Source organism: Mesorhizobium sp. M0751 (assembly GCF_040320265.1).
Classification (GTDB): domain Bacteria; phylum Pseudomonadota; class Alphaproteobacteria; order Rhizobiales; family Rhizobiaceae; genus Mesorhizobium.
Map to the genome: position 1 here is coordinate 83,370 of NZ_JAMYPH010000016.1, position 25,639 is coordinate 109,008.

24 protein-coding genes and 1 tRNA gene are annotated in these 25,639 nt (G+C 61.7%); 12 read left to right on the forward strand and 13 right to left on the reverse strand.

The window, feature by feature from the left end; genetic code table 11:
* Nucleotides 1-13 precede the first annotated feature (13 nt).
* A complete protein-coding gene (locus NKI19_RS23000) occupies nucleotides 14-1,081 on the forward strand; it encodes a BMP family ABC transporter substrate-binding protein (RefSeq protein ID WP_352491337.1) in 1,068 nt (355 codons plus the stop codon).
* 62 nt (nucleotides 1,082-1,143) lie between these two features.
* On the opposite strand, the gene rimO is transcribed toward NKI19_RS23000, so the two are convergent.
* The 4 genes from rimO to NKI19_RS23020 all read right to left on the reverse strand — a co-directional run bounded on the left by rimO (nucleotide 1,144) and on the right by NKI19_RS23020 (nucleotide 4,223).
* Entirely contained in the window at nucleotides 1,144-2,457 is a 1,314-nt protein-coding gene (rimO, locus tag NKI19_RS23005; RefSeq protein WP_352566222.1) for a 30S ribosomal protein S12 methylthiotransferase RimO, read from the reverse strand.
* A gap of 153 nt (nucleotides 2,458-2,610) precedes the next feature.
* Nucleotides 2,611-3,270: a TerC family protein gene (locus NKI19_RS23010; protein ID WP_352491339.1), complete on the reverse strand. Its 660-nt coding sequence runs from the start codon at nucleotides 3,268-3,270 to the stop codon at nucleotides 2,611-2,613.
* A gap of 171 nt (nucleotides 3,271-3,441) precedes the next feature.
* Nucleotides 3,442-3,849 carry a DUF930 domain-containing protein gene (locus tag NKI19_RS23015; RefSeq protein ID WP_352491340.1) on the reverse strand — a complete coding sequence of 136 codons (408 nt, stop codon included), beginning with the start codon at nucleotides 3,847-3,849 and terminating at the stop codon, nucleotides 3,442-3,444.
* 284 nt (nucleotides 3,850-4,133) lie between these two features.
* Nucleotides 4,134-4,223: transfer RNA gene (locus NKI19_RS23020), tRNA-Ser, on the reverse strand.
* Nucleotides 4,224-4,684: 461 nt separating this feature from the next.
* On the opposite strand from NKI19_RS23020, the gene NKI19_RS23025 reads away from it, so the two are divergent.
* The 9 genes from NKI19_RS23025 (at nucleotide 4,685) to NKI19_RS23065 (ending at nucleotide 14,086) form a co-directional block, all read left to right on the forward strand.
* Complete coding sequence (locus NKI19_RS23025; RefSeq protein WP_352491341.1) at nucleotides 4,685-5,416, forward strand: hypothetical protein; 732 nt, start codon at nucleotides 4,685-4,687, stop codon at nucleotides 5,414-5,416.
* Nucleotides 5,417-5,689: 273 nt separating this feature from the next.
* A complete protein-coding gene (locus tag NKI19_RS23030) occupies nucleotides 5,690-6,913 on the forward strand; it encodes a septal ring lytic transglycosylase RlpA family protein (RefSeq protein WP_352491342.1) in 1,224 nt (407 codons plus the stop codon).
* A gap of 131 nt (nucleotides 6,914-7,044) precedes the next feature.
* A complete protein-coding gene (locus NKI19_RS23035; protein WP_352491406.1) occupies nucleotides 7,045-8,175 on the forward strand; it encodes a D-alanyl-D-alanine carboxypeptidase family protein in 1,131 nt (376 codons plus the stop codon).
* 64 nt (nucleotides 8,176-8,239) lie between these two features.
* Entirely contained in the window at nucleotides 8,240-8,914 is a 675-nt protein-coding gene (gene tmk / locus NKI19_RS23040; protein ID WP_352491343.1) for a dTMP kinase, read from the forward strand.
* The gene (locus tag NKI19_RS23045) at nucleotides 8,911-9,966 is read left to right on the forward strand and encodes a DNA polymerase III subunit delta' (RefSeq protein WP_352491344.1); all 1,056 of its coding nucleotides are present in this window, start codon (nucleotides 8,911-8,913) and stop codon (nucleotides 9,964-9,966) included. Before tmk ends, NKI19_RS23045 begins: the two co-directional genes overlap by 4 nt.
* 122 nt (nucleotides 9,967-10,088) lie before the next feature.
* Nucleotides 10,089-11,675 carry a methionine--tRNA ligase gene (metG, locus tag NKI19_RS23050; RefSeq protein ID WP_352491407.1) on the forward strand — a complete coding sequence of 529 codons (1,587 nt, stop codon included), beginning with the start codon at nucleotides 10,089-10,091 and terminating at the stop codon, nucleotides 11,673-11,675.
* On the forward strand, nucleotides 11,675-12,469 hold the full coding sequence (locus tag NKI19_RS23055) for a TatD family hydrolase (RefSeq protein WP_352566220.1): 795 nt from the start codon (nucleotides 11,675-11,677) through the stop codon (nucleotides 12,467-12,469). The genes metG and NKI19_RS23055 overlap by 1 nt, the downstream gene beginning before the upstream one ends.
* A gap of 3 nt (nucleotides 12,470-12,472) precedes the next feature.
* Nucleotides 12,473-13,291, forward strand: a complete 819-nt coding sequence (locus tag NKI19_RS23060) for an MBL fold metallo-hydrolase (RefSeq protein ID WP_352491346.1) — start codon at nucleotides 12,473-12,475, stop codon at nucleotides 13,289-13,291.
* A 204-nt stretch (nucleotides 13,292-13,495) separates the two neighbouring features.
* On the forward strand, nucleotides 13,496-14,086 hold the full coding sequence (locus NKI19_RS23065) for a hypothetical protein (RefSeq protein WP_352491347.1): 591 nt from the start codon (nucleotides 13,496-13,498) through the stop codon (nucleotides 14,084-14,086).
* A 102-nt stretch (nucleotides 14,087-14,188) separates the two neighbouring features.
* Here NKI19_RS23065 and NKI19_RS23070 read toward each other — a convergent pair whose 3' ends face one another.
* The 4 genes from NKI19_RS23070 to NKI19_RS23085 are packed head-to-tail and all read right to left on the reverse strand — an operon-like array spanning nucleotide 14,189 to nucleotide 16,811.
* Complete coding sequence (locus tag NKI19_RS23070) at nucleotides 14,189-14,743, reverse strand: DUF2076 domain-containing protein (RefSeq protein ID WP_352491348.1); 555 nt, start codon at nucleotides 14,741-14,743, stop codon at nucleotides 14,189-14,191.
* Between the two features lie 32 nt (nucleotides 14,744-14,775).
* On the reverse strand, nucleotides 14,776-15,483 hold the full coding sequence (locus tag NKI19_RS23075; protein ID WP_352491349.1) for a Bax inhibitor-1/YccA family protein: 708 nt from the start codon (nucleotides 15,481-15,483) through the stop codon (nucleotides 14,776-14,778).
* A 24-nt stretch (nucleotides 15,484-15,507) separates the two neighbouring features.
* Nucleotides 15,508-16,281: an anti-sigma factor family protein gene (locus NKI19_RS23080; RefSeq protein WP_352491350.1), complete on the reverse strand. Its 774-nt coding sequence runs from the start codon at nucleotides 16,279-16,281 to the stop codon at nucleotides 15,508-15,510.
* The gene (locus NKI19_RS23085; protein ID WP_473555436.1) at nucleotides 16,281-16,811 is read right to left on the reverse strand and encodes a sigma-70 family RNA polymerase sigma factor; all 531 of its coding nucleotides are present in this window, start codon (nucleotides 16,809-16,811) and stop codon (nucleotides 16,281-16,283) included. The genes NKI19_RS23080 and NKI19_RS23085 overlap by 1 nt, the downstream gene beginning before the upstream one ends.
* 217 nt (nucleotides 16,812-17,028) lie before the next feature.
* Between NKI19_RS23085 and NKI19_RS23090 the strand changes: the two genes are divergently transcribed.
* Nucleotides 17,029-18,213: an amino acid aminotransferase gene (locus NKI19_RS23090; protein ID WP_352491352.1), complete on the forward strand. Its 1,185-nt coding sequence runs from the start codon at nucleotides 17,029-17,031 to the stop codon at nucleotides 18,211-18,213.
* A gap of 162 nt (nucleotides 18,214-18,375) precedes the next feature.
* Nucleotides 18,376-19,200, forward strand: a complete 825-nt coding sequence (mazG, locus tag NKI19_RS23095) for a nucleoside triphosphate pyrophosphohydrolase (protein WP_352566218.1) — start codon at nucleotides 18,376-18,378, stop codon at nucleotides 19,198-19,200.
* A gap of 6 nt (nucleotides 19,201-19,206) precedes the next feature.
* On the opposite strand, the gene hflX is transcribed toward mazG, so the two are convergent.
* The 5 genes from hflX to NKI19_RS23120 all read right to left on the reverse strand — a co-directional run bounded on the left by hflX (nucleotide 19,207) and on the right by NKI19_RS23120 (nucleotide 25,579).
* Nucleotides 19,207-20,598, reverse strand: coding sequence for a GTPase HflX (gene hflX, locus NKI19_RS23100; protein ID WP_352491354.1), 1,392 nt, complete (start codon nucleotides 20,596-20,598; stop codon nucleotides 19,207-19,209).
* A complete protein-coding gene (gene hfq / locus NKI19_RS23105) occupies nucleotides 20,599-20,844 on the reverse strand; it encodes an RNA chaperone Hfq (RefSeq protein WP_006202172.1) in 246 nt (81 codons plus the stop codon).
* A gap of 145 nt (nucleotides 20,845-20,989) precedes the next feature.
* Nucleotides 20,990-21,853 (reverse strand): D-amino-acid transaminase, encoded by an 864-nt coding sequence (locus NKI19_RS23110; RefSeq protein ID WP_352491355.1) that lies wholly within the window; start codon nucleotides 21,851-21,853, stop codon nucleotides 20,990-20,992.
* Between the two features lie 89 nt (nucleotides 21,854-21,942).
* Nucleotides 21,943-23,304 carry a nitrogen assimilation response regulator NtrX gene (ntrX, locus tag NKI19_RS23115; protein WP_352491356.1) on the reverse strand — a complete coding sequence of 454 codons (1,362 nt, stop codon included), beginning with the start codon at nucleotides 23,302-23,304 and terminating at the stop codon, nucleotides 21,943-21,945.
* Nucleotides 23,294-25,579, reverse strand: coding sequence for a sensor histidine kinase NtrY-like (locus NKI19_RS23120; protein ID WP_352491357.1), 2,286 nt, complete (start codon nucleotides 25,577-25,579; stop codon nucleotides 23,294-23,296). The genes ntrX and NKI19_RS23120 overlap by 11 nt, the downstream gene beginning before the upstream one ends.
* Nucleotides 25,580-25,639 lie beyond the last annotated feature (60 nt).

Below are 25,639 nucleotides of genomic sequence, written 5' to 3' on the forward strand. Positions count from 1 at the left end.
GAGAGGTAACACAATGAAAAAACTGCTTATTGCCCTGATGGCGACGACGGCCGCATTGTCATTGGCGGCCTCAGCCCAGGCGGCGGACAAGCTGAAGGCCTGCTGGGTCTACACCGGCCCGATCGGCGATTTCGGCTACTCCTACCAGCACGACCAAGGCCGCCTCGAGGTGGAAAAGGCACTCGGCGACAAGGTCGAGACCGCCTATCTCGAAAACGTCTCCGAAGGCCCCGATGCCGATCGCGCCTTCGAGCGCCTGGCGCGCGAGGGATGCAAGATCATATTCGGCACGTCCTTCGGCTTCATGGACCCGGAAGTGAAGATCGCCAAGAAATTCCCCAAGGTGATGTTCGAGCACGCCACCGGTTACAAGACGGCCGAAAATCTCGGCATCTACAATGCGCGTTTCTATGAAGGCCGCTACGTGCTTGGCCAGATCGCCGCCAAACAATCGAAGTCGGGCGTCGCCGGCTACATCGTTTCCTTCCCGATCCCGGAAGTGGTGATGGGCATAAATTCCTTTATGCTCGGCGCACAGTCGATCAACCCGAACTTCAAGGCGAAGATCGTGTGGGTGAACTCCTGGTTCGATCCGGGCAAGGAGGCCGACGCTGCCAAGGCATTGTTCGACCAGGGCGCCGATATCATTGTCCAGCACACCGACTCGACCGCTGCCTTGCAGGTGGCGGAGGAGCGCAAGCTGCACGGCTTCGGCCAATCCTCCGACATGATCAAGTTCGCACCGCACGCGCAGCTGACCGCGCTGACCGACGAGTGGGGTCCATACTACATCAGCCGCGTCCAGGCGGCGCTCGACGGCACCTGGAAGCCCGACAATGTTTGGCTCGGCATTAAGGACGGCGCCGTCAAGCTGGCGCCCTTCACCAACATGCCCGACGACGTCAAGGCGATGGCCGAGGCCACCACCAAGAAGATCGCCGACGGCTGGAACCCCTTCACCGGGCCGATCGCCAAGCAGGACGGCACACCTTGGCTGAAGGAGGGCGAGGTCGCCGACGACGGCACGCTGCTCGGCATGAATTTCTACGTCAAGGGCGTCGACGACAAGCTGCCGCAGTAGGCAGTCGGAAACATATCGAACGAAAGGGCGCCACGCGGCGCCCTTTTACTTTGGACGGAATATCAGACAGCTGAGCCGTAAAGGTCGTAAGCGTCGGCGCGGTCGATCTTGACCGTGACGATGTCGCCGGCGCGCAGTGGCCGCCGCGACTGGATATGGACCGAACCGTCGATTTCGGGCGCGTCGTATTTGGTCCGGCCCTTGGCCGAATTGCCATGCGCCTCGTCGATCAGGACCGGCAGGCGCTTGCCGATTTTCTTGGTGAGCTGCGTTGCCGAAATCTTCTGCTGGCGCTGCATGAAGCGGTGCCAGCGGGCTTCCTTGATCTCCTGCGGCACTTGCTCGAGGCCGAGCTCGTTGGAGCGGGCGCCTCTGACCGGCTCGTATTTGAAACAGCCGGCGCGGTCGATCTTGGCCTCGTCCAGCCAGTCGAGCAGCATCTCGAAATCGTCATCGGTCTCGCCGGGGAAGCCGACGATGAAGGTGGAGCGGATGGCAAGGTCCGGACAGACGTCGCGCCAGCCGCGAATGCGCTCGAGCGTCTTTTCGCCATGAGCTGGCCGACGCATATTCTTCAGCACCTGCGGCGAGGCGTGCTGGAACGGAATGTCGAGATAGGGAAGAATCTTGCCTTCGGCCATCAGTGGTATGACGTCTGCGACATGCGGATAGGGATAGACATAGTGCATGCGCACCCAGACACCGAGCTTGCCGAGTTCCTCCGATAAATCCAAGAATTTCGCCCGCACTTCGCGATCACCGAACAAGCTGGTCTGGTATTTGATATCGATGCCGTAGGCGCTGGTATCCTGCGAGATGACGAGGATCTCCTTGACCCCGGCCTTGGCCAGCTTCTCGGCTTCGCGCAACACGTCGGCGGCCGGCCGTGAGACGAGGTCGCCGCGAAGTGCTGGAATGATGCAGAAGGTGCAGCGATTGTTGCAGCCTTCCGAAATCTTGAGATAGGCGTAGTGGCGCGGCGTCAGCTTGACGCCCTGCGGCGGCAGGAGATCGACATAGGGGTCATGGCTCGGGGGCGCAGCCTCATGCACGGCTGCCATCACACTCTCGTAGGCCTGCGGGCCGGTGATGGCGAGAACGTTGGGATGTCTTTCACGGATGACGTCCGGCTCGGCGCCGAGGCAGCCGGTGACGATGACTTCGCCATTCTCTGAAAGTGCCGAGCCGATAGCGTTGAGCGACTCGTCGCGGGCGGAATCGAGGAAGCCGCAGGTGTTGACGACGACCAGATCGGCGCCGTCGTGCTTGCGCGCGATCTCGTAGCCCTCGGCGCGCAAGCGCGTGATGATGCGCTCCGAATCCACAAGGGCTTTCGGGCATCCAAGACTGACGAAACTGACGCGAGGGGCAGACATAAAAGGGTTTTCCGGATTTTCGGGATTGGCGGCGCATTACCACACTTATTGCGGCATTGGTATGGGCAGCGGCTGCGGCGAAACGCAACCGCCAGCGTCGACGAAGGCTCGCCGAAGCTGAAAGGCCGGCCGATGCGAATTCGAGTCGATGCGTCAGCTCATCGCACTGCTGACATGCGGCAATACTTCCACAGCGCCTCGATAGATCATATCGAGCGCGACATAGAAGATGATCAAAAGGCCGATATAGGCGATCCAGCGATGGCGGTGCAGCAGCTTGGCGATGAAGCTCGCGGCAAGGCCCATCAGCGCGATCGACAGGACGAGGCCGATCACCAGCACCTGGAAGTGATCGCGCGCTGCGCCGGCGACCGCCAGCACGTTGTCGAGCGACATCGACACGTCGGCGATGACGATCTGCAATGCCGCCTGACCCAGGGTCTTCTTGCGCGCCTTGCCGGCCACCATATCATCGCTGTTGATATCGGAATTGGACAGCGCTTCGGTCGCCTCCTCCTCGTCGGCATGCGACGTGCGCAGCTCGCGATACATCTTCCAGCACACCCACAGCAGCAAGATGCCGCCGGCCAGCAGCAGGCCGACAATCTGCAGCAGGGTGACGGTGATCGCGGCAAAACCGATACGCAGCACCGTCGCCGCCACCACGCCGATGAGAATCGCTCTCTTGCGCTGCTCGACCGGCAAGCCCGCCGCGGCCAGGCCGATGACGATGGCGTTATCGCCTGCAAGCACGAGGTCGATGGCGATGACCTGGAGCAGGGCAGAGAAGCCCGCGGCAGTGAAAATTTCCATCGACTGGAAGTCCCTTGCTGGTTGGCCGACCGTTCGCGTCGAATGCCTGGAGGGCCTAACGTGTATGGTTCCCGCGCGTCAAGGGACTGGTTGGAACAAGGTCAGCTATATACAGAGTTTGCGACGATCGGCCCGAAACACCAGCAAAATGCGGCCACAGCTCCCGAATGCCTAGTTATAGAGATTGTATTTGGGCCAGTCGCTTTCCGGAATTTCATCACCGATCCGGTAGCGGAGCTGCAGGACTTCCATATGGTCCGGCGCTGTCTCGCATTTGAATTTCAGCCGGTACCATTGTCCCTTGCTGCGAAACGCAGCACCCGGGCTCTTGATCGCATCGGCGCCCATTTCGGGCGTCGCAAAAGCGTAGGCGACAACACGATCGGCTTTGTACTTGTGGTCGTCGCGGGTAATCCGGTCGAGAATTTCGGCGTCGCATCGCTGCTCCAGCCGGGTTTGCGGATCGAGTTTCAGCAGGCCGGCGCGCAATGCGCTGTCCATCGCGCTGGCCGGCCAAGCCACTATCGTCCATGCGAGAGCCGCAGAAAATAGTTTATTCATAGGCGGGAGAAGCATCATATTCGGGCGGAGAAATCAACCCGACGAGCGCGGCTGCGCGGCGGGTGACAGTCTTCGCTTGTGGCAGGTTGTTGATTACGCAGTAGCATCAACGGTACTTTGGTATCGTTGGCACGATCAGCACCTGTCGCATTTCAGTGACGCGAGAGGTGGCGCGTGCATGGGGCAGAGCGGCCCGGCGCTTCTCTCCGAAACGGACCGGCCTGTTAAACCCGGGCAGTCGAGAATCCGACGAGCGGAAAACTCGACGTCATGCCTGCAGGATTGAAGAAATTGGACGGATATGGCGGAGGGAGTGGGATTCGAACCCACGGTGGGCTTGCACCCACGCCGGTTTTCAAGACCGGTGCCTTAAACCGCTCGGCCATCCCTCCAAGGTGACTTTTCAATCACTTAGGATATCGCGAGAGGAGCGGGTTCGAGCTGTCGGTACCGGATTGGCACCAGGACGTTCCCCGACCGGTTCGCGTTCCATTCCTGTAAAGCCGCATTCAACGCCAAGTCAACCGTGGCGGCCGCACCTTTCAGCGCGATCCAGGACGGTGAGCAGCGTCATGGCGAGCTGTGTTTTGTACTGAGTGTGGAAAATCGTTTTTAAAACCCGCACGGAGTATTAATCGTTGAGCGCTGATATGTTGAGCGCATTAGGGACATGTAAGTAAATCGTATTCTGGAGTTGATTTTGGCCGTTCTTGGCGCTCTCCCGCCCGGTCTCCGCTGTAGACCAATCTGCGAAACCGACTGGGAGGGAGTGGTCGATTGCCTGTGCAGGGGCTTTCCGGCGCGTAACCGGAGCTACTGGACACACGCTCTGACCCGCTTGTCGCAGCGGCCTGTGGTTGCCGAGTTCCCACAATATGGCTTTGCCTTGGAGCACGCCGGTCAGATCGTCGGCGTTGTGCTCACCCTTTATGCTCGCTACCAGGGGTCGGAGAGCGAGGAAATCCGCTGCAATCTTTCAAGCTGGTCAGTCGATGCAGAATTCCGTCCTTATGGTGCCATGTTGGTAGCGGCGGTTCTCAAGCGGAAGGACGTGACCTACACGAACATTTCGCCCGCACAAGCGACATTGAAAGCCAACCGGGCGCTCGGCTTTCGGCTCTTCTCCAGCGGACAATTTACCTTCTTGCCGGCTTTAAGTTCGGCGCAGCGGTCATGTCGCGTGCTCGAAATGCGTCCCGATCTTCCGGAATTGGCGATGCTGCCCGAGGGTGAGAGATACATACTCTCGGAACACGCCGCGCTGGGCTGCCTGTCGTTGATCTGCATTTGCGACGGAGCAGCGTTCCCCCTGGTGTTGATGCCGCGCCGAATGTTGCACGGTGTTATCCGATCCCATCAGGTCATCTATTGCCGCTCGCTTGCGGATTTGAGCCGCTGCGCCGGTGCGATGGGGCACTTTCTCTTGCGAAGAGGAATCCTCGTTTGCTTTGTCGACGCCAAGGAGCCGATTCCAGGTTTGGTGGGATGGTACCGGCCCAACAAGGGGCTGAAATATTTCAGGGGTCCCAAACCACCTGCACCTGGAGATCTGACGTTCACCGAGCTTGTGATCTTCGGTCCCTGAATCTGCGCTGGCAGCCAGGCCAAGCGAAGGGCAAAGTGCGCCACGAACGGCGTTGCTGATCGATAAGCGATGACTTTCATGCCGATCGGCGAGACGGTTCGTGCCACAATCTCGCCCGGTTCCGACCACAATCGGTTAATACGGTGATAAACAATTCCTGCGCACAAAAAGGATTGGGGTAGGGCGTCACCGGCGTTTCTGGAGTGGGTGCTTTGGCATCGCTGACGTTTATGCTGCGGTGCCTTCGTCGATGCTATAGGGGACAATCAAAATATGCAGACCACGGCGCGCCCGCGTCTTCGTCGCGCTTCCGCTTTCGCGCTGTTTGCCTTGTCGGCCGCCTTTCTTGCGGCATGTGCGACGCCGCAGCAAAAGGCGATGGTCAACAAGAAACCTCGCTCCAAGGAATATTTTTCCGAAGCCGAGTATGGCGTGAAAGCCAGCCCGCGCGTGATGTTCAAGACATCTCGGGGACGCGACCAGCTCGGCAAGCCCTATCAGGTGCGCGGCAAGTGGTATTATCCGAAGGAAGACAAACGTTACGCCAAGGTTGGCCTCGCGTCCTGGTACGGTGAGGCGTTCCACGGCCGGTTGACCGCCAACGGCGAAGTTTACGACATGGCAGATCTGACGGCGGCGCATCCGACCATGCCGCTGCCGAGCTATGCGCGGGTCACCAACATGAAGACCGGCAGCTCGGTGATTGTGCGCGTCAACGATCGCGGACCCTATCATGATGGACGCATCATCGATGTGTCGAAGCGCGCTGCTGAAATGCTCGATTATGCCAATATCGGTACGGCCGAGGTGAAGGTCGAATATGTCGGCCGTGCGCCGCTCGAAGGCAATGACGGGCAGTATCTTATGGCTTCGTATCGTCCAGGCAACAGGGTGCCGGATCCGTCGGACGGTCTGCCCAGCGGTGTCATGGTCGCGATGAATGGGCCGTCGCCAAGCCTGCCGGTGAGCGCTGCTGCCGTGCCGTTCCCCGGTCAGCTGACGAATTCCGGGCAGGGATCCGATGCAGGGCCTGTCATGGCGGTGCAAGCATCTGCTTCGGGAGACATTGTACTGCCCGATTTCGGCCCGATCGTGCCAGAGCGTCCGGAGATCAACCTGCCGGCGCAATCGCCGTTCACCGTGGCGTCGCTGTCTTATGCGGACGAGCGCGTGCAGCGCGCCTCCAACGCGTTTGCCGGGTTGGATGGCGCCGGCATTTCGCCCGCCGAAATTCTTCAATCGTGGAAGCGGCAAGCTCCTCCAACCGGGTCGCCCGCGGCCTATGTCGCGGCGGGTTCGTTCGAGAATGCCGCCGAAGCGGAGCGTGTGGCTGCCCAGCTTTCCAGCTTCGGCAAGACCGAGATCCAGCGCTCGGAACTTGAAGGCAAGGACTGGTACTCGGTCAACCTCTTTGCCGACGGCCGTGGCAGCCTGGACGAGATGCTGCAGGCAGCGTGGTCGCATGGTGCGCCGGATGCGCTTGCTGTACGCAACTGAGCTCGGGGCTGCCTGGTTTTTTCGTGCGCGATTGATCCGCCAGGCAAAAGCCTGATAGCTTCTGCCAACTTGCAAAAGCGCCGGCTCACTGGTCGAACCTGATGAAATTTTTTCACCCTTTCACCGGGCTTATGGCGCTCGGCCTGCTGCTGCTCTCGCTTGCGCCGGCCTCAGCACAGCTTTTCGAGACCAAGGCCGCGCAGGCCTTCATGATCGATGCCGAAACCGGAACCGTGCTGTTTTCCAAGGACGCCGACAGGTTGATCCCGCCGGCCTCGCTGGCCAAGCTGATGACGATGGAAGTGGTCTTCGACGCCATCAAATCAGGGCGCATGACGCTCGATGACACCTTCGTGGTGAGCGAGAACGCCTGGCGCAAAGGCGGCGCTCCTTCGGGGACATCGACCATGTTCGCCAAGCTCAAGTCGACGATCAGGCTGGAAGACCTGATCCAGGGCGTGACCGTGCAGGCGGCCAATGACGGCTGTATCGTCATCGCTGAAGGGATGGCCGGGTCCGAGGCAAACTTCGCGGCGCAGATGACCGAGCGTGCCCGCCAGATCGGCTTGCAGAAATCGACTTTTGTCAATTCCACCGGTCTGCCGGCCGATGGGCAGCAAACGAGCGTTCGCGAACTCGCGCTTCTGGCGCTGCATATCTGGCGCAACTACCCGGATCTCTACCGCTATTACGGCCAGAAGGATTTTACCTGGAACAAGATTTCCCAGAGGAACCGCAATCCGCTGCTGGCCATGGATATAGGCGCCGACGGGCTCGCGGTCGGCGCGAGCGAGCAATCCGGGTTCGGCATCGTCGGCTCGGTCAGCCACAATGGCACAAGGGTGATCGCGGCGATGAGCGGCCTGGCAAACGACCGCGAGCGTGCTGAGGAAGCGCGAAAGCTGCTCGACTGGGGCGTTCGCTCCTTCGAGAAGACTGAAATATTCGCCAAGGACGAAGTGGTTGGCGAAGCCCAGGTCTTTGGCGGCGCCAAGTCCGGTGTCGCGTTAAAGGCAAAAGGACCGGTGCAGATCTTCCTGCCGATCACCAACCGCGACAAGCTCACCGCCAGGATCGTCTATGACGGACCGGTTGCAGCGCCGGTGGAGGAGGGGCAGCCGGTCGGTGCGCTGCGCGTCTGGATCGGCGATACGCTGAGCCAGGAGACGCCGCTGTTTGCCGCCGAGTCGATCGGTGTCGGCTCGCTGCCGCAGCGCGCGCTCGATGCCGCCAAGGAACTGGCCGTCGGCTGGCTGCGTTAGCACCGTCGCGGTGGACCTTTTTTCCCGCCGGGACTATACGGTCCCCGAAGTATGGACAAAGGCTTTGGCGCGCGGATTTTTCATCACTTTTGAAGGCGGCGAAGGAGCAGGCAAGTCGACGCAGATCGAGCGACTGGCAAAGAAGATGCGCGCCAAGAAATACGATGTGCTGGTGACACGTGAGCCGGGTGGCTCGCCGGGCGCGGAGGCGGTCAGGCATGTCCTGCTTTCAGGCGCAGCCGAGCCGTTCGGCCCCAAGATGGAAGCGTTGCTTTTCGCCGCTGCGCGATCCGACCATGTCGAACAGGTCATCCGGCCGGCGGTCGAGCGCGGCTCGGTCGTGCTTTGCGATCGTTTCATGGATTCCTCGCGCGTCTACCAGGGCGTCACCGGCGGCCTCGACCCGGCATTCATGGACGCGTTGGAGAAGGTCGCCATCAACGGCATGGTGCCGGACATGACACTGATCTTCGACATCGACCCTGCCGAGGGCCTGAGGCGCGCTACCGCCCGGCGGGGAAGCACTGACGGACCGGACCGCTTCGAGAAGGAAACATTGGCCATCCACCAACGCCGGCGTGAGGCGTTTCTCGCGATCGCCGCAGCTGAACCCGAACGCTGCGTCGTCGTCGATGCGTCAGTCGACCCCAACACGGTGGAGGATGTCGTTACCGCCACCGTCTTCGCGGCTCTCGAGAGGATGATGCCGGCGCAAAGAAGGCAGGCGGCGCCGGCATGATTTTCGAACGCATCGCGCCCGAACAGCACGACACGCTGGACGGGGTGCCAGAGCCATCCGAGACGCCGCGTCTTGTCGGTCACCTGCAGGCGGCCAACATGCTGGCCACCGCTTACCGCTCGGGAAAGCTGCCGCACGCACTGATCTTTGCCGGGCCGGTTGGCATCGGCAAGGCGACGCTGGCCTTTCACCTGGCGCATCATCTGTTGAGGCACCCGGCCTTCGAGCAGGCGCCGGAAAGCCTTGCCGTTCCAGATCCGGCTTCGTCACTGTTTCGCCAGATCGCCACCGGGGCACATCCTTCGGTGCTGCATCTTACACGCCCCGCGAACGACAAGACCAAGAGCTTCAAGACAGTGGTCACGGTCGACGAAATCCGCAAGGTCAGCCGTTTTCTGTCGTTGACGTCGCACGACGGCAGCTACCGGGTGGTTATCGTCGATCCCGCCGACGACATGAACACCAATGCTGCCAATGCCTTGTTGAAGAATCTTGAAGAGCCGCCCGCGCGCACCTTGTTCATCCTCATCGTCCATGCGCCGGGCAGTCTGCTGCCGACGATCCGGTCGCGCTGCCAGATGGTGCGGTTGGCGCCGCTCGATGCCGAGAGCTTGATGACGGTTCTGGAGGGTATCGAGCCGCCGCCACCGGAGGATCCTGCGGCGCGCGCGGCGCTGGCGGAGCGGGCAGCGGGCAGCGCGCGCAATGCGATCCTGTTGACGCAGTATGGCGGGCTTGAAATCGCCGCCACCCTCGACGCTCTGGTGATGTCCAAAAAGACAGATGTCGCAGGCGCCTACCGTCTTGCCGAGGCGGTCGCCGGCCGCGACCAGGCGATCCCGTTCGAGATATTCAATCGCCGCGCGCTTGATCTGCTGTCGGCCGGCGCCAGCCAGGCAGCGCTCGCCGGCGATCTCGCGCGGGCCAAAACGCTGTCGGATACTTGGCACGAGGCTTTGAACGCTATATCCGAAACCGAGACCTACAACCTCGACAAAAAGCAGCACGCCCTGACCATGATCGACCGCCTGAATTCTGCAATGCGAATGTGACGGCCGCTGGCGTGGCTTTTGAAGCCCCTGAGTATTGATTCCCAATCAATCGCAGGAACTTCGAAGCCACCACATTGGCGTCGGATGGCAATTGCCGTTTCGATGCGATATCTCACCGCGACATCTTTCATTCAGACATTCATGACGGCTCATCCATGGCACGCGAAAAATACTACGTCACGACGCCAATTTTCTATCCGAACGGCAAGCCGCATATCGGCCATGCCTACAATGTCATCGCCAGCGACACGCTGGCCCGCTTCCAGCGGCTCGACGGCAAGGACGTCTTCTTCGTCTCGGGAACCGACGAGCACGGTTTGAAGATGCAGCAGACGGCGGACGCCGAAGGCCTGACGCCGAAAGCGCTTGCCGATCGCAACTCGGCGATCTTTCGCTCGATGCTCGAAGCGACCGGTTGCTCGAACGACGTTTTCATCCGCACCACCGAGGAGCGTCATTACAAGGCCTGCCAGGCGATCTGGACGCGCATGGCTGAGAATGGCGACATCTACCTCGACCGCTACAGCGGCTGGTATTCGGTGCGGCAGGAAGCCTATTTCGACGAGGCCGAAACCAAGGTCGGTGACGACGGCGTGCGCCGCGAACCGCTCGGCTCGCCTGTCGAATGGACCGAGGAAGAGAGCTATTTCTTCCGCCTTTCCGCCTATCAGGACAGACTGCTCGCGCTCTACGAGAACAGCCCCGAGTTCGTCGGACCGGCAGAGCGGCGCAATGAAATCATCAGCTTTGTCAAATCCGGCCTGAAGGATCTGTCGATCTCGCGCACCACATTCAAATGGGGCGTGCCGGTGCCCGGCGATGGGAAGCATGTGATGTATGTCTGGGTCGATGCCCTAACCAACTACATCACCGCCGCCGGTTATCCGGATCCGGCCAATGAGAGATGGTCTTTCTGGCCGGCGAACGTCCACGTCATCGGCAAGGACATCATCCGCTTCCACGCGGTCTACTGGCCGGCATTCCTGATGTCGGCCGGCGTCGAATTGCCGAAGCGCGTGTTCGCGCATGGTTTTCTGTTCAACCGTGGCGAGAAAATGTCGAAGTCGGTCGGCAATGTCGTCGACCCGTTCGCGATGATCGAGCACTACGGCCTCGACCAGGTGCGCTATTTCTTCATGCGCGAAGTGCCGTTCGGCCAGGACGGCAGCTACAGTCATGAGGCAATCGTCAACCGCACCAATGCCGACCTCGCCAACGATCTCGGCAATCTGGCGCAGCGCTCGCTGTCGATGATCGCCAAGAACTGCGGCGGCGTGGTGCCTAAGCGCGGCGAATTGAGCGATGCCGACAAAGCGATCCTCGATCAGGCAGATACCGCCCTTGTCACGGCGCGCAGGACGATGGCCGACCAGGGCATCCACCTTGCTCTGGCGGCGATCTTTGGCGTAGTGGCCGAAGCCAACCGCTATTTCGCCGGGCAGGAGCCATGGGCGCTGAAGAAGACCGATCCGGCGCGCATGGAAACGGTGCTGTGGACGACCGCTGAGGTGATCCGGCGTGTCGGGTTGCTGTGCCAGCCCTTCATTCCGCAGTCGGCGGCAAAGCTGCTAGATCTTTTGGCGGTGCCGGCCGGCAGCCGCAATTTCGAGCATGTCGCGGAAGGCCATTCGCTGGTATCCGGTACGGCGCTGCCGGCGCCGGAACCGGTATTTCCACGCTATGTCGAGCAAACGGATACAAGCACCTGATGCTGGTCGACAGTCACTGCCATCTCGACTTTCCGGATTTCGCCGAAGAGCGGGCGGCCATCGTCGCCCGCGCCCTTACGGCCGGCATCGGCCGAATGGTGACGATCTCGACGAGGGTGAAGCGATTTAGCCACGTGCTTGAGATTGCCGAGACTTTCGATGAGGTGTATTGCTCGGTAGGCACCCATCCGCACAATGCGGCCGAAGAGCTTGATGTCACTGTCGATGATCTGGTGCGGCTCTCTGCTCATCGCAAAGTGGTGGCGATCGGCGAGGCCGGGCTCGACTATTTCTACGATCATGCGCCGCGCGACGCACAGGCGCAGAGCTTTCGCACCCACATCGCCGCGGCGCGCGTGACCGGTCTGCCGTTGGTCATCCATTCGCGTGACGCCGACGATGACATGGCTGATATCCTCGAAGAAGAGACAGGGAAGGGCGCCTTCCCCTTCATCCTGCACTGTTTTTCGTCGGGGCGCCGGCTGGCCGAGATCGGCGTGGCGCTCGGCGGCTACGTCTCGTTTTCCGGCATCCTGACCTTCAAGAACTCCGCCGAGCTGCGCGCCGTCGCCGCCGATGTGCAGCGCGACCGTCTGCTGGTCGAAACCGACGCGCCATACCTTGCGCCGATACCGTTTCGCGGCAAGCGCAACGAGCCTGCCTATGTTGCGCATACAGCCAAGGTGCTGGCCGAGACGATCGGCGTCAGCGAGGCCGAGATCGCTGATATCACCACGGATAATTTCTTCCGGCTGTTCAGGAAAATGCCGCGCCCGAGCGCGCCGGGCGCCTGACGCATGAGCGACCGGTTACGTCTTACCGTCCTCGGCTGCGGCTCTTCGCCGGGCACGCCACGCATCACCGGCGACTGGGGCAATTGCGATCCCGCGAACCCCCGGAACCGGCGCACGCGCACTGCAGCGCTCGTCGAGCGGATCGCGGCGAGTGGCGCCCGGACCACGGTCGTCATCGACACCGGCCCGGATTTCCGCGAGCAGATGCTGCTGGCATCGGTCAAGCGCATTGATGCGGTGGTCTATACACATCCGCATGCCGACCATATCCACGGCATCGACGATTTGCGCGGCTTCGTGCTCGAGCAGCGCCACCGGATCGACATTCATGCCGATCAGGCTACCATGCTGCGCCTACGCGAGGCGTTCCGCTACTGTTTCGAAACACCGAAAGGCAGTTCGTATCCGCCGATCGTCAACGCCCATATCATCGACCACCACAGGCCGGTGGTGATCGAAGGCGAGGGCGGCGCCCTCACCCTCGAACCGCTGCTGCAGCTCCATGGCGACATCACCTCGCTGGGTTTCCGCATCGGCGGGCTGGCCTATTGCCCTGACGTCAGCGACTTTCCGGAGGCGACCGCCAAGCGTTTGCGCGGGCTGGACATGCTGGTCATCGACGCGCTGCAATACACCATCCATCCGAGCCATCTGTCGCTTGGCCAGGCGCTTGGCTGGATCGAGAGACTGGCGCCGAAGAACGCGGTGCTGACGCATATGCATGTGCCGCTCGACTACGCCACGGTAATGGCCGAGACGCCTGATAACGTCGAGCCTGCTTATGACGGCATGACGATCGAAATCCCTTATGAATCAGCGTGAAGGACCAAGTTTTTACGGCTGGGTTCCCGGGTTGGATCTCGCGAGGTGCTATCTTCACGCCACATCTAATCGGCCACGTCAGTTCCATAATCTATCTTATGCGACTAACGCCTATAGCATCCGTTGGCGGCGAATTCAGACCGGTCACTCTTAGACATTCGCTATAGCGCTGTGGAGGCAACGGGCATGCTAGGGTTGCGAATCATGAAGACACTCCCGCTGCTTGCAAGTCTTGCCCTCACCCTCGCGTGCGCGCTCACTGACGCGCGAGCGCAGGACCTTGATCGTGCTCCAGGCGAAAACGACCTGGCTTTCGCCAAACGTGTTGTTGGGTTCGCCGACAATGCTGATCCGCACACCACAGCCGTGAGCTGGAACGGCCTCCAGACACTCTTTGTCGATTACCAGACCGCTGAGGACTATCCGGAACGCCCGCTCGTCGCGCTGCAACGACCAGCTGACAACAGGTATCGTGCAATCCAGGTCACGCTCGGTGAACAAGAGGGCGACACACCGGACATTGCGCTGGGCCTCGCCAACGCCGACCACGACCCGGCAAAGGAACTGATCGTGATACTTTCCTGGGCTCAGATGCACTACGATGTCGAAGGGACGCTCTACGAAGTTCGCATCTTCGATGATCCCAAGCCGGGCCAGAAGGCGCTGACTCAATTGAAAGCGAGCCGGAAGTTCGATGCCACATGCGACTGCCATTGGCGCGATGGCACAACGAAGCACTTCCGCTTCAAGACCATCGCGGCGGTCAAGACTGAACTGAAGCGCCTGGGCTATTAGCGGCCGGCGGGGGCTCGCTTCCCGGATGTTGCCCTCGCCACCTCGCCTATGCTGACCCGCAATCTTCACCAGCGCCGGCACAGGCACAGGCTGGGTCGCTCGTCAGAACTCCATATCACCGAAATCCCCGCCATTATCGGAGCTGGAATCGCCTGCCTGATCGGCTTCGTCCGGCTGCGGCGTCGGCTGTTCAGCTGCCTTCGCTTCGCTGCCGCCAAACATGCCGGCGATCGCGCTGCCGAGCAGCACGCCGCCCGCCACGCCCATCGCGGTCTGCGCGGCGCCGGCAAGAAAACCGCCGCCTGCCCGCTGTGGCGTGTCCTTCGGCCCTTCAGTTGCAACGGAGGCGGTGCGCCCTACCCGCGGAACCGAGCCTGAGCGCCTGCCGCCGCCGCGGCCGAAGAAGCCGCTGAGCGGTCCACCGCCGGCCGGCTGCTGCGCTTGCTCTTCCAGTTCTTCGATGCGTGCCTGAGCTGCGTTCAGCGCCTGCTCCTGCACCACGATCGTCTGGGCCATGTAATATGGCGCCCCAGGCTGCTGGGTGATCTGGTCCTGGATGAAGCGCTCTGCTTCGGCATCGCGCGGCGGCGCCTGGCGCTCGACGTTTGCCAATTTCTCGAAGAGCTGTCCGATCGCCTGTTGATCGTTTCTGTCCATGATGTCCAACTCCGGTCTTGGTTCAACGCCGGCTATTCGCGCTCGCCGGTGAAGTTCAACAGCAGTTGGAAGATGTTGATGAAGTTCAGATAGAGCGAGAATGCACCGAAGACAGCGAGCTTCTGCTGTGATTCCGCACCGAAGTTTTCCGCATACTGCTCCTTGATAGTCTGGGTATCCCAGGCAGTGAGGCCGATGAAGACGGCGATGCCGATCACCGAGATCGCGAACTGGAGCGCGGTCGAGCCCAGGAAGATATTGACGACGCTGGCGATCACCACGCCGATCAGGCCCATGATCAGGAACGACGAGAACTGCGTCAGGTCGCGTTTGGTCGTGTAGCCGTAAAGGCTGGTCGCGCCGAACATGGTGGCGGCGATGAAGAAGGTGCGTGCGATGCTGGTGCCGGTAAAGACCAGGAACACGGAAGCCAGCGACAGGCCCATGACGGCGCAGAATGCCCAGAACATCGCCTGGGCGCCGGCTGCCGACATCGTCTGCATCCGAAACGAGAACAAGAGCACAAAGGCCAGCGGGGCAAGCATCACCACCCATTTCAGCGGGGTGGAGAAGATCGGCACGTAAAGGGCGGGCGTGGAAGCCACCACGAACGCGATCACGCCCGTGACGACGAGGCCAAGGCCCATATAGTTATAGACGCGCAGCATGTGCCGGCGCAGACCTTCGTCGTAGACGGCTCCGGCTCGGGCTCCGGCCCCGATATATCCGAGATTGTTCATGTGGTTCTCCTTCTTGAAGGTCGATCAGTAAAGCGTTTTGGCGAGCGCTTCGGCCGTGCGATCGAGACCGCCGACATCGCTGCGTCCGACGACCGCGTAGGCGACCTCGCCGATCTGGAAATAGGCCGAGGAAACTTCGCCCGAGGGAGCGACAGTCGGTTTGACGACATCGAATGTTCCGGGCCGGATGGCGAACAGCGAGACCAGCCCCATCTCTTTTGTCTCGACGGCCATCTCGACGCTCGGGCCGAAATGCGATGGATAGATCTGCACGTCACGGACCCTCCAGTCCGCTGGCAGCGATGGCATCACGATCGCAGTCGCGGCGCGGATTTCATCGGCGTTGTAGCCGGGTGCCGCGGTTTGGGACGACATCGCCTCACGCATGAGTGTCGTCCGGTGCGCCCGCACCGCCTCTTCTACATAGGCGGGCGGATGGGTCGAAGCGACAACTTCCGTCACCGATATCGGTCCGATGAGCCCGTTCGCAAGCCAGCCGGCAGCGACGAAGACAGCGACTGCCGCCGCCCGCTGCAAAGCACCAAGGACGCGGCCGCGCGCCAATGCCCGTTCCAGCCGCCGTGCAGCATCGGCCGTCGCGGGCCGCGCCATGCCTTTCGATCCGGCAAGCGCCACGCGCAATTCGTCACGCATCCGTAGGTCGGACATCACCCGCGCGGCCGCTTCCGGGCGAGCCGAAAGGAACGCCTCGACCTCGATGCGACGAGCCACGTCCAGCTGATCGTCGACATAGGCGTCGAGATCGGTGTCGGTCACGGGATCGCGCAGTTGGTTCATCATCGACCTCCGACGATCTTCAGATGGCCTTTCGCGCGTGCCGGCACGGCGTCCTCCATCTCGCGCAGGGCCGCACGCGCCCTGGCGATGCGCGACATCAGCGTGCCCAGCGGTACGCCGCTGATCTCGGCCGCCTCGCTATAGCCAAGCCCCTCGATGGCGACGAGATACAACGCCGAACGCTGCTCCTCCGGCAATTCGAAAAAAGCGTCGCGCACCTGCGCCAGACGGACCGAATGCTCCTGCGGAGCCTGGACATTCGCCTCGGCGAGATGGCCCGCCTGTTCAATGCGCATTGCTTCGGATTTGCGGGATCGCAAGCCGTCGATGAACGCGTTGTGGACGATCGACAGCAGCCATACGCGAAGATTTCCGCCGGAGCGGAAGCTGCCGCGTCGCTCATAGGCACGCACCAGCGCATCATGTACCAAATCCTCTGCATCGGCGCTGTCGCGTGTCAGCGAGCGTGCATAGCGGCGCAGTGAACCGAGCTGTCCCAGAATATCGAAGCGTGGCATCGGCCGTTTCATGTCCTGTTTACGGAGCAGGTTGGCATTTTAATCCCGCCCTCCCCGAATTTTCTTGCGGCTCGCCGCGCTCGCGTTCTGGGAGATACCGCGCCTGCCTTCGCCCGGCAGATAGTATCGGCCGCCCTCGAGGCAGACCGACGCCGAGTTGGCGCATATGAAACTGCTGGCAAAGTATGGCCGGTTTGCGTATCACTCCGCCGCCAACGGAACCTTATCGATGTTCGAAAATCTCCAGCCCGCGCCTGCCGACAAGATCCTGGCCTTGATCGGCCTCTATCGCGCCGATCCGCGTGCCGACAAGGTCGATCTCGGGGTCGGCGTCTATAGGGATCGCGACGGCAAAACGCCGGTGATGCGCGCGGTGCGCGAAGCCGAAAAGCGGCTGCTGCAAGGCCAGGATACCAAGACCTATCTCGGCCTTGCCGGCGATACCGCCTTCAACGCGGCGATGGCCAGGTTGGTATTCGGCCCAGCAGCCGACATGACGCGCATTCGTGCGGCGCAGGCGCCAGGCGGCTCCGGCGCGCTGCGGCTGGTGGCAGAGCTGCTGAAAAGGACCCGCACCGACGCGATGGTCTGGCTGTCGGATCCGACCTGGCCGAACCACATGCCGGTGATGCGCGCCGCTGGCCTGCAGACACGCGAATACCCCTATTTCGACGCTGCTTCTGGTGCGGTTCGCTTCGACGACATGCTGAATGCATTGAGAGCCGCGAATCCTGCCGACGTCGTATTGTTGCATGGCTGTTGCCATAACCCGACAGGCGCCAATCTAGACATCTCGCAATGGGCTGCCGTTGCCGATCTTGTCGTTGAGCGCGGCCTGCTGCCCTTTGTCGACATCGCCTATCAAGGCTTTGGCGAGGGGCTTGATGCGGATGCCGCCGGCTTGCGCCTTCTGGCGGCGAAAGTTCCGGAAATGGTCGTTGCCTCAAGCTGCTCGAAGAACTTTGCCGTCTATCGCGACCGCGTCGGTGCAGCGCTGATCATGGCGAAAGACGGCGCGCAGGCGGATTTGGCGATGGGCCAGATGCTGTCGGCGGCACGTGCCATGTATTCGATGCCGCCGGACCACGGCGCGGCCGCGGTGCGCATCGTGCTTGAAGACCCCGCATTGCGTTCCGACTGGGAGGCAGAGCTTGAAGAGATGCGGCTGCGCATGCTGCGGCTGCGCGTCCAGTTCGCCGAGGCGCTGCGCCGGCAGTCCAACTCCGATCGTTTCGATTTCGTCGCCAGCCATCGCGGCATGTTTTCCCGGCTCGGCCTATCGGAAGCGCAAGTCGAGCGGTTGCGCGCCGAGCATGCCATCTACATGGTCGGCGACAGCCGCATCAACGTTGCCGGCCTGCCCGAGGACGGCATGGATGCGCTCGCCAAGGCGATCGTCTCAGTGCTCGACTGATGCTTTTTGGTTGACCATGATCTTTCCGAAAACCAGCTTCCACTTTTCGCTGACGCAGTCGGTCCGTTCGGGATCATGGTCTGGCCGCCCATCTGTGGACAAGGCGCCCTCGCCGGCTGAAGCCGTTGGCCGCACAGCCGTGTGCAGGATAGCGTTCGCCGGATGAAACCCTCGAAAGACATTTCCCGGCTGATCGAGATAATGGCCGCGCTACGAGCACCGGAAACCGGCTGCCCGTGGGATATCGAGCAGGACTTTTCGACAATCGCGCCATACACGATCGAGGAAGCCTACGAAGTGGCGGACGCCATTGCGCGCGGCGACCTGGACGATCTGCGGGATGAACTCGGCGATCTCCTGCTGCAAGTGGTCTACCACGCGCAAATGGCCGAGGAGGCCGGTGAATTTTCATTCGGCGATGTGGTCCAGGCCATCACCACAAAAATGATCCGCCGCCACCCCCATGTCTTTGGCGACGACAAGGCGCGCAGCGCCGGCATGGCCAAGGGCATGTGGGAAAAGATCAAGGCAGAGGAAAAGGCTGAGAAACGCAGTGCGCGGCTCACCCGTGGGCTCGACCCGGAAGACCATGGCAAAGGCTTTCTCGACAGCGTGCCGGTCGCCCTGCCCGCGCTTACCCGGGCGCTGAAGCTGCAGGAAAAGGCCGCCCGCGTCGGCTTCGACTGGAGCGAGGCGGCGCCGATCCTCGACAAGATCGAGGAGGAGATCGGCGAACTACGCGAGGCGTTGGCCAAAGGCGACACTGCGCCGATCAAGGACGAGTTCGGCGATATGCTGTTTGCGGTCGTCAATCTCGGCCGGCACCTCAAAATTGATTCCGAAGCGGCACTCAGCGGCACCAACGAAAAATTCCGGTCGCGCTTCCACTATGTCGAGCGGACGCTGCAGGCGTCGGGAAGCAGCCTCGAAGAGGCGACGCTGGACGAGATGGAAGCGCTCTGGCAGCAGGCAAAGAGCGCGAAGTAAACGCCCCTACCCGTTGTTTTGACGGCGCAATCGGCTTTCAATCTCTTGCCGAGCGCTGTGCGTGGCCTTGAGCGCGATGGTCACGCTGCCATCCTCATTGTCATCACGCGAGACGATGTCGCCGTTGCGGTAAAGCCAGTCGACGACGGCGAATTGGTCGGGCTTGAGCGTGACGGTGAACGTCTCCAGTTCGCCCGACATCATCGTCTCGATGATCGCCTTCAGCGCATCGATGCCCTCGCCGGTTACCGCCGATATGGCGATCGGCGGTGCCTTCTTGCCGTCAGCACCATCGGCAAGCAGCCGCGCCCGGTTGCCCTCGTCGAGCCGGTCGATCTTGTTCCATATTTCGATGACGCGCTTGTTATCGCCGGCATCGACGCCGAGATCGGCAAGGATGCGCTCGACATCTTCGGCCTGCGCGGCCGTATCGGGATCGGAGATGTCGCGCAGATGAATGACGAGGTCTGCCTCGACCACTTCCTCCAGCGTCGCCCTGAAGGCCGCGACCAGATGCGTTGGCAGGTCGGAAATGAAGCCGACCGTATCGGAAAGGATGATCGGCGTGCCGTGCGGCAGGCGCACGCGGCGCAGCGTCGGGTCGAGCGTGGCAAACAGCATGTCTTCCGCCAGCACCCCTGCTCCGGTCAGGCGGTTGAACAGCGTCGACTTGCCGGCATTGGTGTAGCCGACGATCGCCACCACCGGAAATGGCACCTTCTTGCGCTTGGCGCGGTGCAGGTCGCGGGTGCGGCGCACGGTTTCGAGCTCGTGCTTCAGCTTGGTGATCTTGTCCTGCAGCACACGCCGATCCGACTCGATCTGGGTCTCGCCAGGGCCGCCGAGAAAGCCGGCGCCGCCGCGCTGGCGCTCGAGGTGGGTCCAGCTCCGCACAAGGCGGCCCTTCTGGTAGTTGAGATGGGCAAGGTCGACCTGCAGCGTGCCTTCCTTGGTGCGGGCGCGCTCGCCGAAAATCTCCAGGATCAGTCCGGTGCGGTCGAGCACCTTGGCGTTCAACTCTTTTTCGAGGTTGCGCTGCTGTACCGGTGTCAGCGGATGATCGACAATGACCACTTCCGCGTGGCCCTCTTTGACGATCTCGGCAAACTCCGCGACCTTGCCGCCGCCAAGCAAGGTCGCCGGACGTGGATCGTTGACGGTCACCACCGCCGTGTGGACCAGGTCAAGGTCGATGGCGCTGGCGAGGCCGACCGCCTCGTCGCGACGGGCCTCGGCAGAACGGGTTAGGCGCGGGCGATTGGTATCGTCGTCGCCACGCGGCTGCCGGGTAAGCACCGGCACGATGACCACCGCCCGGGTCGGACCGTTGGCCTCTGTCCCGGTCTGATGTACTGGTTTTCCGCGAACGCTGCGGTCCGCGTCTTTCTCACGTGCCAATCAGGCGCCCTGGCTTTCCTCACCATCGAACATCTGAACCGGCTGGCTCGGCATGATCGTGGAAATAGCGTGCTTGTAGACAAGCTGGGAATGGCCGTCGCGACGCAACAGAACGCAGAAATTGTCGAACGAAGTGACCACGCCGGTCAGCTTCACGCCGTTGATGAGAAAGATGGTGAGTGGGTTTTTGCTCTTGCGAACTGAATTCAGGAACAGGTCCTGAAGATTTTGCGATCGTTCCGCCATTGTTCTTGTCTTTCGCCGATCCCCTTCGGTTTGCAGGCCAATGCGCCAAATTAGCCGGCACATGTCAAGCACGCAAACACCATCTTGCCGTCAGTAACGACAAGCAGAACGAGATATATTGATGTTCATTCCATCTGTGCGGTTATCAGGCTGGACTTTTTTCCGCAACGTCAAAAAAGGCCTGCCGTAATGAAACTGTTATCGAGCCCGGGTGGCCGTTGGCGACGGCAGCGCCATCGATCGCTACCACCGGCATGGCAATCGTGGTCGCGGAGCTGATGAAAACCTCGCGTGCGGCCTTGGCCTCGGCAACCGAAAAGCCGCGCTCCTCGATCTTCAGGCCGAGCTTGGCGGCGACATCGAACAGCGTCGTGCGGGTGATGCCGCGCAGGATGCCGTGCTCGGCGGGGCGCGTCACCAGCACGCCGTCCCTGGTGATGATCCAGGCGTTCGACGATCCACCTTCCTTGACGGTGCCGTCGACATCGACGAACCAGGCCTCCTGAGCGCCGGCTTCCTTGGCTTTCTGCTTGGCCAGCACGTTCGGCAGCAGGCCGACCGACTTGATATCCACCCGATCCCACCGGTTCTCCGGCACCGTGATGACCCGGATTCCGCTCTCGGCCCGCTTCGCGGCAGCTGCAGGATCGGCTTTTTTGGCGGTCACCACCAGCGACGGCTTCGTGCCCGCCGGCGGGAAGAAAAACTCGCGGCTGGCGACACCGCGCGTCACCTGGACATAGACCAGGCCGCCGACGACATGGTTGCGGCGCACCACCTCGCGCATGACGATCGGCAGCACGCCGCGCGTGATCGGCCAATCGATCGAGAGTTCGGTAAGCGAGCGGTTCAATCGGGCGAGATGGCGCGGCATGTCGACGATGAAGCCTCGTGCCACCTCGCAGACCTCGTAGACGCCGTCGGCGAATTGATAGCCACGGTCCTCGATATGCACGGAAGCTTCGGCGTGAGCGACGTAGCGCCCGTTCACATAGGCAATGCGCGGCATGGCTAATCCCTGGAAGAAGTCCCAGCTTTCTTATGCGATTCCAACACCGCCGTAACCGATAATTGCGTGGGCCACGACTGGTTTGGCTGTCAGACGCCCAGCGACTTCAGCTTGCGGTGCAATGCAGAGCGTTCCATGCCGATAAACTCTGCTGTCTTCGAGATGTTGCCGCCAAAACGGTTGATCTGGGCGATCAGATAGTCCTTCTCGAATTGTTCGCGCGCTTCCCGCAGCGGCAGCGCCATTATGTGCTGATCGGACTTGTTTGGAGTGCGCGGCATGACGTCGCCGATCTCGGCAGGCAAGAGGTCAGCGGTGATCGGCGCATCGACATTGTCGCCGCGCGCCAGGATCATCAGACGCTCGACATTGTTTCGCAACTGCCGAACGTTGCCCGGCCAGTTGTGCGCCTGCAGCACCGCCAGCGCGTCGTCGCCGATGCGGCGCGGCTTGATGCCGGCCTGGCGAGCGATCTGCTTCATGAAATTGTCGACCAGATAAGGAATGTCCTCGCGACGCTCGGCCAGTCCCGGCACCATAACCGGAACCACGGCCAGGCGGTGATAAAGGTCCTCGCGGAAACGGCCGTCGGCGATCATGGCTTCCAGGTTCTGCGAGGTCGACGAGATGATGCGCACGTCGACCTTGACCCGCTTGGTGCCCCCTACCCGCTCGAACTGCTGTTCGACTAGCACGCGCAGGATCTTGTTCTGCGTCTCGCGCGGCATGTCGGCCACTTCATCGATGTAGAGAATGCCGCGATGGGCCTCCTCCAGCGCACCGACCTTGCGTTCGACGCCGTTCGATTCGGTGCCGAACAGCTCGATCTCCATACGCTCCGGGGTGATGTTGGCGGCGCTCAGCGTCACAAACGGTGCACTCTTGCGCGCTGAGAGCGCGTGGATGGCGCGCGCGGCCAGTTCCTTGCCCGAGCCGGAGGGGCCAATGATCATGACGCGGCTGTTGGTCGGCGCGACGCGCTCGATGGTCTGGCGCAATTGGCTCATTGCCGACGACATGCCGATGAGGTCGAAAGTCTCGCCGCTGCGCAGCTTGAGGTCCGAAACCTCGCGTCTCAATTTGGAGGTTTCGAGCGCCCGCTCGGCAATGAGGATCAGCCTGTCGGCCTTGAAAGGCTTTTCGATGAAATCATAGGCGCCGCGGCGGATGGCCGAGACTGCCGTTTCGATATTGCCGTGGCCCGAGATCATCACCACCGGCAGATTCGGGTGCATCGTCTTGATCTCGTCTAGCAAAGCCAGACCATCGAGCCGCGAGCCCTGCAGCCAGATGTCGAGGAAGATCAGTCTGGGTGCCCGGTCGGCGACCGCCGCCAGTGCGCTGTCGGCATCAAACGCCGTGCGTGTTTCGTGACCTTCGTCGCTCAGGATACCGGCGACGAGTTCGCGGATGTCTTCCTCGTCATCGACGATGAGAATATCAGAAGCCATTACCGACCTTTTCAGTTTCTTTTTCGTGTTCCGTCTTGCCCTCGCCGCGTATCGGAACGGTGGCGGCAACCGGCAGGATGATGCTGATCATTGCACCCCGCCCATCGTGGAAGTCCGCTGGTGCATCGTGCAATTCGAGTCGCCCGCCATGGTCCTCCACGATCTTCTTGACGATAGCGAGGCCAAGCCCGGTGCCTTTCTCGCGTGTCGTCATGTAAGGCTCGAGCAAGCGCTGCCGGTTCTCGCGCGGCAAGCCCCTGCCGTTGTCGATGACGTCGATTCGAATCGCGCCATTCTGACGCCCGGCTTGAATCCGGATTATGCCGTGCGGACGATCCTCTGCATCAAGTCCGTCGATGGCTTCGGCAGCATTCTTGATGACGTTGCCGAAAGCTTGCGCCATCAGCCGGCTGTCGAACGTGCCTTTGAGCGGCTCGTTGCCGAAGACGCGCTCGAAGGTGATGTCAGCCCGGCTCACTTCGACCAGGAACGAGGCTTCGCGCAACGAATCGCGCAGGTCGATGGCCTTCATTTCCGGTTTCGGCATGCGGGCGAACGCCGAGAACTCGTCGACCATGCGTCCGATGTCCTCCACTTGCCGGATGATGGTGTCGGTGCATTGATCGAAAACCTCACGGTCCTCGGTGATGACCTTGCCGTACCGTCGCTTGATGCGCTCGGCCGAAAGCTGGATAGGCGTCAGCGGGTTCTTGATCTCGTGGGCAATGCGCCGCGCCACGTCGGCCCATGCGGAGGAACGCTGTGCCTGGACCAGATCGGTAATGTCGTCGACCGTCACGACGTAGGATTTATCCTCCGAACCGTCGTCGCCGGCTTCGATGGTGATCTGCACGTTGAAGGTCCGTTCAGTGCCGGCACGATAGAAGGTGACCTGTTCGCGATAGACCGGCTTGCCCGACTTGCGGCCGATCTCGAAGACGCGCCCGACATGCGGCAGCACGGCGGAAAGGTTCTGCCCAAGCGCTGCCGTGGCGGATATGGCCAGCATCGTTTCGGCCGAACGGTTGACAATAGTGACGATGCCATATGGATCGACGCCGATGACCCCGGCGGTGACGCCGGCAAGCACCGCCTCCGAAAAGCGCCGCCGTTCATCGATCAGATCCTTGGCCGACAGGATCTCGTTGCGCTGCGATTTCAACTCCATCAGCATCTTGTTGAATGTGTCGCCGAGCGAGGCGACATCGCCATCGGAGGGGCGGACAGGCACGGCTACGTCGAGATTGCCGGTAGCGACCTCATCGGCCGCGCCGATGAGCTGACGAATCGGCCGCACCAGGCGGTCGGCCACCGCAATGCCAGTCCAGATGGCGGACAGGATGATGATCAGCGTCAGCGACAGATAGGGAAGCGCGAAAGCCACTTGCGAGGTGCGGCGATTGTCTTCGAGACCGCGATATTCGGCGGTGTTGGATTTGACGATCTGCCGTGCCTTGATCACCTCGGGATCGACGAGGCGGATGGTGTAGAGATAGAGCCCGTCGATCTCGCGCAGCTTGACGATGGCACCCATGATGTTGCGGGTGCGCGGTTCTATCAGCACTGGCTTCCCGCCGGCAGCGCTTGCCACGGCGCCCTCCGGCGGCTCCGGCATGGCAAAGTCCGCGTCGGTCTTGGCGCTCATGACGAAGGAACCGTCGGGCTTGATGAGTGCAGCGTGCGCCAGCGAGCGTCCCACCGCCTCCTTGTTCATGAGGTCGAGGAAACCGGTACGATCGAGGCCGTAGAGCGTGCGCGAAGCGTCGAGGTCATAAGCCATCGACAACGTCGTGCCCTGAAGATTTCGCGCGTTTTCCTGCACATAGGCGTCGGCGATCGACAACGACGAATTGACGATCGTCTTGGTGCGGATCTCGAACCAGCGGTCGAGGCCGATGTCGAGCGTGATCGAGGCGATGATCGCCACCATGATCGCGGGGATGGCGGCGACCAGCGCAAACATCGCCACGATGCGCACATGCAGGCGCGACGCAGCCTTGCCGTGCCGGCGTGCCATCAGGATGCGATGCACCTCGCGGCCGACCAGCAAGATCAGAAACAGGACGAACGCCGCATTAAGCGCAATCAGCGCCAGCGTCGTCCTCGCGTCGGGCGTGATCGGCGTCGCGCCAACCAGAATGGCGAAGGAGATGGCCGCCGTCACCAGCGCACCGGCAACGGCGATCACGCCGGGCAGCGCAAGCAGCCGGCGACCGTCTCTCGCGCCCGTATTGCTGAAAAGCGGTTTGCTCAGTGTCGGTGCGTGCAGGGCCATGTCGCCGTCTAGAGCCAGTGATTGCGTCGGATGTATGCAACGCATTGTGGCGATTATGCA